Source organism: Streptomyces sp. NPDC049577 (assembly GCF_040675635.1).
In the GTDB taxonomy this organism is placed as follows: Bacteria; Actinomycetota; Actinomycetes; order Streptomycetales; family Streptomycetaceae; genus Streptomyces.
The window spans coordinates 1-11,336 of record NZ_JBFAPH010000208.1 but is presented as its reverse complement, the minus strand read 5'-3'; the positions used below and the strand labels follow the sequence as shown (position 1 = coordinate 11,336).

Below are 11,336 nucleotides of genomic sequence, written 5' to 3'. Positions count from 1 at the left end.
CCGCTGGCCGGCCCGCTGCTGGCCGCGCTGGGCGCCCGGGTGGTGCCGGAGCCGCCGGGGGACGGCGGGCTGAACGCGGCGCTGGCGCACGGCGCGCGAGCGGTGCGGGCACGCTCTCCACGGGCGCCGGTGGCCACGCTGGGCGCGGATCTGCCGGCTCTGCGGCCGAGGGAGCTCGGGCGGGTGCTCGATTCGGCCGGTGAATTCCCGCGTGCTTTTCTCGCGGACGCGGCGGGAATCGGGACGACGCTGCTGTCGGCGGCCCCCGGAATTGAATTGGCTCCGGCGTTCGAGGGGGCTTCACGGGCCCGTCACCGGGCTTCCGGTGCCCATGAGATCGGGCTGACCGGGGTGGATTCAGTCCGCCGCGACGTGGATACCGAGGCCGATTTGCGGGACGCCCTCGCGCTGGGGGTGGGCCCCCGGACGGCGGCGGTGGCGGACGCCGCGCGCATACCCGCCGGGCCCGCCGGCGCATAAGCTTCTGCCCATGCAGGCCACCGCGTACACCTTCGACCCCGAGACGCGCTCGGGGAGCGTTCTCCTGGACGACGGCACTCCGGTGCCCTTCGACGCGGCGGCGTTCGACGCCGGGGGGCTGCGGCTGCTGCGGCCCGGGCAGCGGGTGCGCATCGAGTTCGCCGAGGAGTCCGGCGGTGCGGAATCCGGTGGTGCGGGATCCGGTGGTGCCGCCGGCCGTCGTGTGACCCTGGTGACGCTCCAGACCTTCTGAGGCGGTTCCCGCCCGTAACAGACCGCGGGCCGGGCTCCCCGGAGGGAGCCCGGCCCGGCGCGTCACGCGGATGCGTCGCCCTACTTCTTCTTGGCGGCGGTCTTCTTGGCCGTGGTCTTGCGCGCGGTCGTCTTCTTGGCCGGAGCCTTGGTCGCGGCGGCCTTCTTGGCGGGCGCGGTCTTCTTCGCGGTCGTCTTCTTGGCGGCGGCGGTGGTGGTCTTCTTCGCCGGTGCCGCCTTCTTCGCGGCGGCGGCCTTGGCCGGCGTCGCCTTCTTCGCCGTGGTGGTCTTCTTCGCGGTCGCCTTCTTGGCGGCGGCGGTGGTGGTCTTCTTCGCCGGTGCCGCCTTCTTGGCGGTGGTCGCCTTCTTCGCGGCGGCCTTCTTGGCGGCCGCCTTCTTCACCGTGGCCTTCTTGACCGCGACACCGCCGGAAAGGCTGCCCTTCGGCGCCTTCTTGACGGAGACCTCGCCACCCTTCGGCAGCTTCTTCGAGCCGCTCACCAGGTCCTTGAAGCCCTGACCGGCGCGGAAGCGCGGCACCGAGGTCTTCTTGACCCGCACGCGCTCACCCGTCTGCGGGTTGCGGGCATAGCGGGCGGGACGGTCCACCTTCTCGAAAGAACCGAAGCCGGTGACCGAGACCCGGTCGCCGGCGACAACCGCACGGACGATCGCGTCGAGCACGGCGTCGACCGCGTCCGCGGCCTGCTGACGTCCGCCGAGCTTGTCGGCAATCGCTTCAACGAGCTGCGCCTTGTTCACGTCTTCCCCTTCGGAGACTTTGCTGGAATGCGCTCCAGCCTTTTCGCACGTTAGGCAGATATATACCGCAAATCAAACACGAAACGGTCTAATCACCCTTGTGCCGCAACGAACCCGACCCATCACGGAGTTCCGTCGGTGTCGGGCTCTTCGGGGAAACGGCCCTCGTCGAGGTCGTTCATCAGCCGGTCCAGACGCCTTGCCGCGCCTGAGAGATCGTGCTTCGCCGCGGCCGTGATGGCCAGCAGCTTCCGGGACAGCGTCATGCGCACGCCCTCCGGGACTTGCAGTGTGCGCACCCTTGTGTGCGCTTCCTTCAGTTGGTCGGCGACGCGCCGGTAAAGCTCGAGTTGGCTGTCACCTTCCATGCACCGATTGTGCCATCTGAGGCGAGTTGTCGCTTCACGGGGCCTCAACAGAGCGATGCGCCCCCTGTCCGAAGACAGGGGGCGCATCATGCCAAACCTGGGGTGAGCAGCGAAAATCCGGGGTCCCGGAGCCGGGTCCGGGACTGGGCCGAACGCGCCGGGAGAAGGCCGTGGGCCACCGGAATAACGGGCGAAAGGGCCTCAGATCAGGGCGGTGGAGGGCTTGAAACGCGGCCGCCCCGCCTCGTAGGCGGAGATGTCGGCCTCGTGCCGGAGGGTCAGCCCGATGTCGTCCAGTCCCTCCAGGAGCCGCCAGCGGGCGTTCTCGTCAAGCTCGAATCCGGCCGTGATGCCCGGGGCCCGCACCTCGCGCGCGACGAGGTCCACCGTCACCTCGGCGGAGGGGTCGTTCTCGGTCAGCTCCCAGAGCTGCTCGACCACCGGCTGCGGCAGCACGACCGTCAGCAGTCCGTTCTTGAGCGAGTTGCCGCGGAAGATGTCCGCGAAGCGGGAGGAGACGACGGCCTTGAAGCCGTAGTTCTGGAGCGCCCAGACGGCGTGCTCGCGGGAGGAGCCGGTGCCGAAGTCCGGCCCGGCCACCAGCACGGAGGCACCCTGCCGCTCGGGGCGGTTCAGCACGAACTCCGGGTCCTTGCGCCACGCCTCGAAGAGCCCGTCCTCGAAGCCGTCGCGGGTGACCTTCTTGAGCCAGTGCGCGGGGATGATCTGGTCCGTGTCGACATTGCTGCGGCGCAGCGGGACGGCGCGGCCGGTGTGCGTGGTGAAAGCTTCCATGTCGGCTCAGACCTCCACAGGAGTACGTACGTCGGACTGACCGGCCAGGTCGGCCGGGGAGGCCAGCCGGCCCAGGACGGCGGTGGCGGCGGCGACCTGCGGCGAGACCAGGTGGGTGCGGCCGCCCTTGCCCTGCCTGCCCTCGAAGTTGCGGTTGGAGGTCGACGCGGACCGCTCGCCGGGAGCGAGTTGGTCGGGGTTCATGCCCAGGCACATCGAACACCCGGCGTGCCGCCATTCGGCGCCGGCCGCGGTGAACACCTTGTCCAGCCCCTCCTCGACCGCCTGGAGCGCCACCCGGACCGAACCGGGGACGACCAGCATGCGGACACCTTCGGCGACCGCGCGGCCGCGCAGCACCTCGGCGGCGGCGCGCAGGTCCTCGATCCGGCCGTTGGTGCACGAGCCCACGAAGACGGTGTCGACCCGGATGTCACGCAGCGCCTGACCCGGTGTCAACCCCATGTACTTCAGGGCGTTTTCGGCGGCGAGGCGCTCCGAGGGGTCCTCGTACGAGGCGGGGTCGGGGACCGCCGCCGACAGGGGCGCGCCCTGGCCCGGGTTGGTGCCCCAGGTGACGAACGGGGAGAGTTCGGCGGCGTCGATGACGACCTCGCGGTCGAAGACGGCGTCGTCGTCGGTGCGCAGGGTGCGCCAGTAGGCGACGGCCTCGTCCCAGTCCGCGCCCCGGGGGGCGTGCGGGCGGCCCTGGAGGTAGGCGAAGGTGGTCTCGTCGGGGGCGATCATCCCGGCCCGGGCGCCCGCCTCGATGGACATGTTGCACACGGTCATCCGGGCCTCCATCGAGAGCTTCTCGATGGCCGGGCCGCGGTACTCGATGACATGGCCCTGGCCGCCGCCGGTGCCGATGCGGGCGATGACGGCGAGGATCAGGTCCTTGGCGGTGACGCCCTCGGGCAGCTCGCCCTCGACGGTGACGGCCATCGTCCGGAACGGCGCCAGCGGGAGCGTCTGGGTGGCCAGCACGTGCTCGACCTGGCTGGTGCCGATGCCGAAGGCGAGCGCGCCGAAGGCGCCGTGCGTGGAGGTGTGGCTGTCCCCGCAGACCACGGTGGTGCCGGGCTGGGTCAGTCCCAGCTGCGGTCCCACCACGTGGACGACGCCCTGCTCGACGTCGCCCAGCGGGTGCAGCCGGACGCCGAACTCGGCGCAGTTCTTGCGCAGGGTCTCCAGCTGGGTGCGGGAGACCGGGTCCGCGATCGGCTTGTCGATGTCGAGGGTGGGGGTGTTGTGGTCCTCGGTGGCGATGGTCAGGTCGAGCCGGCGCACGGGGCGCCCGGCCTTGCGCAGCCCGTCGAAGGCCTGCGGGCTGGTCACCTCGTGGAGCAGGTGCAGATCGATGTAGAGGAGGTCGGGCTCGCCTTCCGCGCGCCGGACGACGTGGTCGTCCCAGACCTTCTCCGCGAGTGTCCGTCCCATCGCGTCTCTCCTGTGGGGTCGGGTGGTGTCCGTCCAGGTTGGCGGTTCCCCGGAAAAATTGAACTTGCGTTTCACACTGTGAGACGCAAGTATCGTTGCATGGACAACACTAGTGGCGCCTCGAGCGGCGTGGGCGTACTCGACAAGGCGGCTCTGGTACTGAGCGCCCTGGAGTCCGGTCCGGCGACCCTCGCCGGGCTGGTCACGGCGACCGGGCTCGCGCGTCCGACGGCGCACCGGCTGGCGGTGGCCCTGGAGCACCACCGGATGGTGGCGCGCGACATGCAGGGCCGGTTCATCCTGGGCCCGCGGCTGAGCGAGCTCGCGGCGGCGGCCGGCGAGGACCGGCTGCTGGCCACGGCCGGGCCGGTGCTCACGCATCTGCGGGACGTGACGGGCGAGAGCGCGCAGCTCTACCGCCGCCAGGGCGACATGCGCATCTGCGTGGCCGCGGCGGAGCGGCTGTCCGGATTGCGGGACACCGTGCCGGTGGGCTCGACGCTGCCGATGAAGGCCGGATCGGCGGCCCAGGTGCTCATGGCCTGGGAGGAGCCGGAGCGGTTGCACCGCGGGCTCCAGGGGGCGCGCTTCACGGCGACCGCGCTGTCCGGCGTGCGGCGCCGGGGCTGGGCCCAGTCCATCGGCGAGCGGGAGCCGGGCGTCGCCTCGGTGTCCGCGCCGGTGCGCGGGCCGTCCAACCGCGTGGTCGCGGCGGTGTCCGTCTCCGGGCCCATCGAGCGGCTCACGCGGCATCCCGGGCGGATGCACGCGCAGGCGGTGCTCGATGCGGCGGTGCGCCTCACCGAGGCGTTGCGGCGGAACGGGTAGTAGGCCGGGTGCGGCGCCGTTCGCCTGCGGCGCCGAGCCTGCGCGGGCCGCGGGGCGTGCGGCGCCGTCGTCCGGACAGCCGTCCGGCGTTGGGGCCCGTCAGCCGGACAGCAGGGTGAACCGTAGCGTCACCCTCGTCAGCGGCCCCCTGCGGTGGATGTCCAGGGACTCCGTCAGCGTGCGGGCCAGCCAGAGGCCGTCCTCCGGGTGCGGGGCCGGGCCCGGTGGGCGGTAGCCCGCGTAGGGGGCCAGCGGCGCCGGGTGCAGGAGCTCGTACGCCAGTACGCCCCGCTCGTGCCACGAGCGTGCCCCGAGGCGCCCCGCGCCCCCGGTGAGCAGGCTCGTCGCCGCCTCGGCGACGGCGAGCTCCGCCAGGCCGAGGCGGTCGCCGGTGAGGCCGGCGGCCGCGGCCCGCTCGCGCGCGAAGCCGCGCACCGCCGCGAGCCGGGTCGTGGGGCCGATGCGCGCCGCCCCGGCCGGTACGGGCGCGCGCGGCGGCGGCACGGATGCCGCGTACGCCGCCGGCTCCACGTAGGAGCCGCACGGCACCAGCCGCCGGCCCTCGACCAGCACCGGGTGCGTCGCACGGGCGGCCCGCAGCACGTCCGCGGCGGCGGTCCGGGTGTCGTACGGGCAGATCATCCACACCGGCAGCGTGCCGAGCAGCACGTTCAGCCCGGATTCCATGCGCTTCCACTCCGCCACCTGGCGGGCGGACCTGCCGCTCCACACCGGCTCGGCGAGCATCCGGGTGCGCCGGCCGGGCCGGGCGCGGCGGTCGTGGTAGCGCAGGAAGGCCGTGACGCGCTCCACGGGCCGGGGCCCGAAGCGGGCGCTGTCGGCGGTGTCCAGGGCGTGGGCCCCCTCGCCCAGGGCCCGCCGGAGCAGACCGAGGTTGGCCGGGGTCGTGGCCGCCAGTACGGGCTCGCCGGCGCTCAGCCCGTCGCGGACGAACGGCACGGCCATCGCCAGGAACTCCTCGTCCGTGCCGTAGAGGCACGCGTGATGCGCGAACCCCGCGAACCCGGCGTCACCGGCAGCCGGCATGCGCCGCCCCCAGCCGCAGGCCCGGCGTGCGGTCCCAGCCGATCAGGGTGATGACCTGGAGCAGGTGCGGCAGCAGCCCGGTGAGCTCGACAGTGCGGTGCCGGGCGGCGCGGGCCCGGGCGAAGGACATCAGCAGCCGCAGTCCGCCCAGGTCGAGGAATTCCACGCGGGACATCTCCAGCCGTACCTCCCCGCGGACGGCCGCCACCGAGCGCAGCGCCTCGCGCAGACAGCGGTGGGAGCCGGCGTCGACCACGCCCTCGATACGCAGGCCCTGCGGCCGGTAGGTGCGCACCACGACCAGGTCCGCCGTGCGCACCAGGGGATCGGCCTCGACGCTGCGGGCGTGGGCCGCGGCGAAGGCGTCGAGCGCGGCCGGCTCGCAGCGGCGGATGTCGTACTGGCACAGGGCCAGCGCCCTGCGGGAGCCGAACTCCTCGGCCAGCAGCGTCTCGTAGCGCAGCAGCCGGTGCAGGTCGCGCTCGTCGCCCGGGAGGGGGCACAGGTCGCCGGCGACGCGCAGCGCGCGATAGCCCTCGGCGAGGGTGCGCTCGACGGCCCCGCGCAGCCGCCGCAGCAGCGCGGCGGGGTCGAACCGGCCCCGGACGGTGCGGAATTCGGCCAGTCCCAGGACGTCCACGCGGCCGCTCAGAGCTGCCGCGTCGGTCAGCCGGCATCGGTCCAGCAGGAGGTCCCGACCGGGCGGGTCCTTCTCCCCCGTGAGGTAGAGGATCTTGTGCTCGGCGTCCAGGCCTCCGAGCACGAAGTCCCGCAGAATCGAGTCCCGCTCCTCGTCCGACTCGAACAACAGGCACACGTGGTCACCGGGCCGGAGGTCGCCGACATGGACCCGGCGGCGCACGCCATGGGCATGGACCATGCGGGGATTATCCCGCCGCCGCGTTCCGGGCGTAAGGACGCATGAAAAAATGCCCTCCGCCGAAGCGAAAGGCATTTTTCCTTCTTGTACCCCCGACCGGATTCGAACCGGCGCTACCGCCTTGAGAGGGCGGCGTGCTAGGCCGCTACACAACGGGGGCAAGCTTGTTTGCAGACCAAAAAGCCATCTGCGCTGGGCTACCAGGACTCGAACCTAGACTAAATGAACCAGAATCACTCGTGCTGCCAATTACACCATAGCCCATGGTGGTTTTTAAACCAGTACCCCCGACCGGATTCGAACCGGCGCTACCGCCTTGAGAGGGCGGCGTGCTAGGCCGCTACACAACGGGGGCCCCAGCAATTCCTTTCGGGTTTCACCCCGACCAGGAATCCGTACCCCCGACCGGATTCGAACCGGCGCTACCGCCTTGAGAGGGCGGCGTGCTAGGCCGCTACACAACGGGGGCTTGCACACTGCGTTACCGCAATTTATCAAGAGTTACCCAGCGGATGAATTCCACGGAATTTCTCTTGCTGGGGTACCAGGACTCGAACCTAGACTAAGTGAACCAGAATCACTCGTGCTGCCAATTACACCATACCCCACCGGAACTCGACCCCCCGGAAGGGGTCTTGCTCGGCTCGCGCCTCCCGCTCCGGCCTCTCGGCCCTCTCGGGCGGCGCAGGAAGAACATTACCCGAAGGTGGACTGGGCTCCAAAACCGATACCCGCGGCCCCCCACGGGGTCATTGCCACTCCCGTCCCGCCGTGCCACCGTGTGCCTCCCGCACCGCCGTCGCCCCGCTCCCCCGGGAGGACCCGCCGTGCCCTCGCTTCCCGCCGCCCGGACCCGCCGCGGCTTCCTCGCCTCCTGCCTCGCCGCCTGCGCGACCGGCGCGTTCGGCCCGGCCGGGGCCGCCGCCCCGCGCGGCTCGGACACCGACGACTTCGCGCTCCTCCGCGCCCGCTGGCGCGACCTGCTGCTCGGCACCGGGTTCGACGCCTCCGCCGAGCCGTACGCCGGCGTCCTGCGCCGCACCGGCGAGCTCGCCCGCGCGCACCGGGCGGCCATGCGGCCGGCGCCGGGCTCGCTCTGGCCGGACGCGCCCTTCGACCCGCCCGCCGGCATCACGCAGAGCTTCGCCCGGCTGTCCGTCATGGCCCAGGCGTACGCCCAGCCCGGCACCGGCCTCACCGGCGATCCGGCACTGGCGGCCGACGTCCTCGCCGGCCTCGACCACCTGCACGACCGCGTCTACCACCCCGGCACCCGGCCGTACGGCAACTGGTGGGAGTGGCAGATCGGCAGCCCCCGGCTGCTGCTGGACGCCCTCACCCTGCTGCACGGGGAGGCGGGCGAGCCCCGGCGGGCCCGCCTCCTCGCCGCCGTCGACCACTTCGTCCCGGACTCGGCCCTGGGCTCCTACTCCGGCACGAGCACCGGCGCGAACCGCGTCGACCTGTGCCGGGTCGTCGCCCTGCGCGGCGTCCTCGGCGCCTCCCCCGCCAAGACGGCGCTGGCCAGGGACGCCCTCTCGCCCGTCCTGCCGTACGTCACCAGCGGCGACGGGCTCTACGCCGACGGCTCGTTCGTCCAGCACGGCTCGGTGGCCTACAGCGGCACCTACGGCTGTGTGCTGCTCGACGGCCTGGCACGGCTGTTCCTGCTGCTGCGCGGCTCGCCGTGGGAGGTGACCGATCCGAACCGGCGGACCGTCCACGACAGCGTCGAGCGGGCCTACGCGCCGCTGATCCACGACGGCCTGGTGATGGACTGCGTCTCCGGCCGCGCCGTCAGCCGCGGTGTGCAGGCCGCCGATCCCCCCGGGCTGCCACCGCAGGGCGACCACCAGCGCGGCCACGCGCTGATCGCGGCCGTCGCGCTGCTGGCGGAGAGCGCCGGGCCGGCCGAGCGGGACCGCTGGCACGCCCTGATCAAGGGCTGGATCGCCCGGGACACCGTCGCCCCGCTGCTCACGGACCCCCGCTACGGCACCGCCGACCTGGCCCGGCTCGCCGCCGTCGCCGCCCGGCCCGTCCCCGCGGCGCCCGAGCCGGTGGGCCACCGGCTGTTCGCCGCCATGGACCGGGCCGTGCACCGGCGCCCGGGCTGGACGGCGGCGATCGCGATGGCCTCGGACCGGATCACGTACTACGAGACCGGCAACGGCGAGAACCCGCGCGGCTGGCACACCGGCGCCGGGATGCTGTCCTGGTGGGCCGACGGGCACGGCGACCCGTACTCCGACGGCTTCTGGCCCACGGTCGACCCGTACCGGCTGCCGGGCACCACCGTCTCCACCCGGCGGCTCGCGGACGGCGAGGGCGGCGGCTGGGGCGCGCCCAAGCCGGCGGTGCGCTGGGTGGGCGGGGTCACCGACGGCGAGTTCGCGGCCGTCGGGCAGCATCTGAAGGGCCTGGGCTCGACGCTGGAGGCCCGCAAGTCGTGGTTCTGCGCGGCGGACGCCGTCGTCTGCCTCGGCGCGGGCGTGACCGCGCGCGACGGGGTGCCGGTGGAGACGGTCGTCGACAACCGCGCGGTGCGCCGAGCGGGGCCCGTGCGCCTGGTCGTCGACGGGGGCGCGGAGACGGGCGGGGACGGCTGGTGGCGGTCGTACGAGCGGGTGCGCTGGGTGCACCTGGAGGGGCACGGTGGCTGGCTCTTCCCCGGCGGGGCCCGGCTGGAGGCCCGGTGCGAGGACCGGACGGGCTCGTGGCGGGACGTCAACGTGGGCGGCTCCCCGGAGCCCCTCACCCGCCGCTACCTCACCCTGTGGCAGCCGCACGGGACGGACCCGGACGCCGCCTCGTACGCGTACGTGCTGCTGCCGGGTGCCGGGCCGCGCACCCTGGCGGCCCGCGCCGCCGACCCGCGGTGGCTGACCGTGCTGGAGAACAGCGCGGCCCGTCAGGCCGTGCGGCTGCCCTCCCTGGGGCTGACGGCGGCCAACTTCTGGCAGCCGGGGGCGGTGGGGCGGCTCGCGGTGTCCGCGCCCGCCTCCGTCCTGCTGCGGCTGCGCGGGCGGAGGGCCGCACTGCACGTCGCCGAGCCGGCGCGCACGGGCACCCCCGTCGACGTGGAGTGGGCGTGGCCCGTGAGACGCGTCACCTCCTGCGATGCGTCCGTGCGGGTGCTGGGCACGGGTCCGTCGCTGCGGCTGCGCGTCACCCCGGGCACGGCGTGCGCCGGGCATGCTTGCGAGGTCGAGGTGGCGTGAGCACCGGTCAATGACCCCTGACCACTGCGCGGGCCCGAGTGCATTGTGGGGTGCCGACAGCTCCCCGGGCCGCACGAGGTCAGGACAACTGACAATCGTGCTGAGCAGTTCTGTGTCGCCTGCCCACCAAATCGCCCGGGACGTTGTGCGGAACCGACATGATGTTCCAGAGGTCCCGCCACGTACCGTCTATGCATGAGCAATCTCGAAGGTGCGCCCGAAGAGGCGAGTGACGTCCGTGGGCGCGTCGCCGAGCTGCACGCCATCCGCGAGCAGGTTCGGCGTGGCCCGAGCGAGCGGGCTACCCAGGCGCAGAAGGCCAAGGGGAAGCTGACCGCTCGCGAGCGCATAGACCTCCTGTTGGACGAGGGCTCTTTCACCGAGGTGGAGCCGCTGCGACGGCACCGTGCCACGGGTTTCGGCCTGGAGGCGAAGCGCCCGTACACCGACGGTGTGATCACCGGCTGGGGCACCGTGCACGGACGCACGGTGTTCGTGTACGCGCACGACTTCCGGATCTTCGGCGGTGCGCTGGGCGAGGCCCACGCCACCAAGATCCACAAGATCATGGACATGGCCATCGCGGCCGGTGCGCCGCTGGTCTCCCTGAACGACGGGGCCGGCGCGCGCATCCAGGAGGGCGTCTCCGCGCTGGCTGGCTACGGCGGCATCTTCCAGCGGAACACCAAGGCCTCCGGTGTCATCCCGCAGATCAGCGTCATGCTCGGCCCGTGCGCCGGCGGCGCCGCCTACTCCCCCGCGCTGACGGACTTCGTGTTCATGGTGCGGGAGACCTCGCAGATGTTCATCACCGGCCCCGACGTGGTGCGGGCGGTGACGGGCGAGGAGATCACCCAGAACGGGCTCGGCGGTGCCGACGTGCACGCGGAGACCTCCGGCGTCGCGCACTTCGCGTACGACGACGAGGAGACGTGCCTCGAGGAGGTGCGCTACCTGCTGTCGCTGCTGCCGCAGAACAACCGGGAGAACCCGCCGCGCGTGGTCTGCGAGGACCCCGCCGACCGGCCGGGCGAGGCGCTGCTGGACCTGGTGCCGGCGGACGGCAACCGGCCGTACGACATGCGCAAGGTCATCGAGGAGCTCGTCGACGAGGGCGAGTACCTGGAGGTCCACGAGCGCTGGGCCACCAACATCATCTGTGCCCTGTCCCGGCTGGACGGCCAGGTCGTCGGCATCATCGCCAACCAGCCGCAGTCGCTGGCCGGCGTGCTGGACATCGAGGCCTCGGAGAAGGCCGCGCGG

The 11,336-nt window shown here is 72.8% G+C and carries 11 protein-coding genes and 5 tRNA genes; 5 read left to right on the top strand and 11 right to left on the bottom strand.

Annotated elements, in window-relative coordinates; genetic code table 11:
* The coding region (cofC, locus tag AB0K09_RS22075) for a 2-phospho-L-lactate guanylyltransferase (protein ID WP_366067091.1) at positions 1-480 on the top strand (480 nt) is incomplete at its 5' end.
* 10 nt (positions 481-490) lie between these two features.
* The gene (locus AB0K09_RS22070; RefSeq protein ID WP_366067090.1) at positions 491-733 is read left to right on the top strand and encodes a hypothetical protein; all 243 of its coding nucleotides are present in this window, start codon (positions 491-493) and stop codon (positions 731-733) included.
* A gap of 80 nt (positions 734-813) precedes the next feature.
* On the opposite strand, the gene AB0K09_RS22065 is transcribed toward AB0K09_RS22070, so the two are convergent.
* The 4 genes from AB0K09_RS22065 to leuC all read right to left on the bottom strand — a co-directional run bounded on the left by AB0K09_RS22065 (position 814) and on the right by leuC (position 4,097).
* Positions 814-1,494 (bottom strand): HU family DNA-binding protein, encoded by a 681-nt coding sequence (locus AB0K09_RS22065; protein WP_366067089.1) that lies wholly within the window; start codon positions 1,492-1,494, stop codon positions 814-816.
* Between the two features lie 122 nt (positions 1,495-1,616).
* On the bottom strand, positions 1,617-1,862 hold the full coding sequence (locus tag AB0K09_RS22060) for a hypothetical protein (protein WP_366067088.1): 246 nt from the start codon (positions 1,860-1,862) through the stop codon (positions 1,617-1,619).
* Between the two features lie 201 nt (positions 1,863-2,063).
* A complete protein-coding gene (gene leuD / locus AB0K09_RS22055; protein ID WP_366067087.1) occupies positions 2,064-2,657 on the bottom strand; it encodes a 3-isopropylmalate dehydratase small subunit in 594 nt (197 codons plus the stop codon).
* Positions 2,658-2,663: 6 nt separating this feature from the next.
* On the bottom strand, positions 2,664-4,097 hold the full coding sequence (gene leuC / locus AB0K09_RS22050) for a 3-isopropylmalate dehydratase large subunit (RefSeq protein WP_366067086.1): 1,434 nt from the start codon (positions 4,095-4,097) through the stop codon (positions 2,664-2,666).
* A gap of 99 nt (positions 4,098-4,196) precedes the next feature.
* On the opposite strand from leuC, the gene ndgR reads away from it, so the two are divergent.
* The gene (ndgR, locus tag AB0K09_RS22045; protein WP_366067085.1) at positions 4,197-4,925 is read left to right on the top strand and encodes an IclR family transcriptional regulator NdgR; all 729 of its coding nucleotides are present in this window, start codon (positions 4,197-4,199) and stop codon (positions 4,923-4,925) included.
* A gap of 99 nt (positions 4,926-5,024) precedes the next feature.
* Here ndgR and AB0K09_RS22040 read toward each other — a convergent pair whose 3' ends face one another.
* The 7 genes from AB0K09_RS22040 to AB0K09_RS22010 all read right to left on the bottom strand — a co-directional run bounded on the left by AB0K09_RS22040 (position 5,025) and on the right by AB0K09_RS22010 (position 7,460).
* A complete protein-coding gene (locus AB0K09_RS22040) occupies positions 5,025-5,972 on the bottom strand; it encodes an MEDS domain-containing protein (protein ID WP_366067084.1) in 948 nt (315 codons plus the stop codon).
* Entirely contained in the window at positions 5,956-6,852 is an 897-nt protein-coding gene (locus tag AB0K09_RS22035) for an MEDS domain-containing protein (protein WP_366067083.1), read from the bottom strand. Before AB0K09_RS22035 ends, AB0K09_RS22040 begins: the two co-directional genes overlap by 17 nt.
* 87 nt (positions 6,853-6,939) lie before the next feature.
* A tRNA-Glu gene (locus tag AB0K09_RS22030) sits at positions 6,940-7,012 on the bottom strand.
* A 32-nt stretch (positions 7,013-7,044) separates the two neighbouring features.
* Positions 7,045-7,116: transfer RNA gene (locus AB0K09_RS22025), tRNA-Gln, on the bottom strand.
* Positions 7,117-7,134: 18 nt separating this feature from the next.
* Positions 7,135-7,207: transfer RNA gene (locus tag AB0K09_RS22020), tRNA-Glu, on the bottom strand.
* Between the two features lie 41 nt (positions 7,208-7,248).
* Positions 7,249-7,321 (bottom strand) — tRNA-Glu (locus tag AB0K09_RS22015).
* A gap of 67 nt (positions 7,322-7,388) precedes the next feature.
* Positions 7,389-7,460 (bottom strand) — tRNA-Gln (locus tag AB0K09_RS22010).
* A 219-nt stretch (positions 7,461-7,679) separates the two neighbouring features.
* On the opposite strand from AB0K09_RS22010, the gene AB0K09_RS22005 reads away from it, so the two are divergent.
* On the top strand, positions 7,680-10,073 hold the full coding sequence (locus tag AB0K09_RS22005; RefSeq protein WP_366067082.1) for a polysaccharide lyase 8 family protein: 2,394 nt from the start codon (positions 7,680-7,682) through the stop codon (positions 10,071-10,073).
* Between the two features lie 195 nt (positions 10,074-10,268).
* Positions 10,269-11,336 (top strand): carboxyl transferase domain-containing protein (locus AB0K09_RS22000; RefSeq protein ID WP_366067081.1); only part of this gene is annotated, 1,068 nt, incomplete at its 3' end.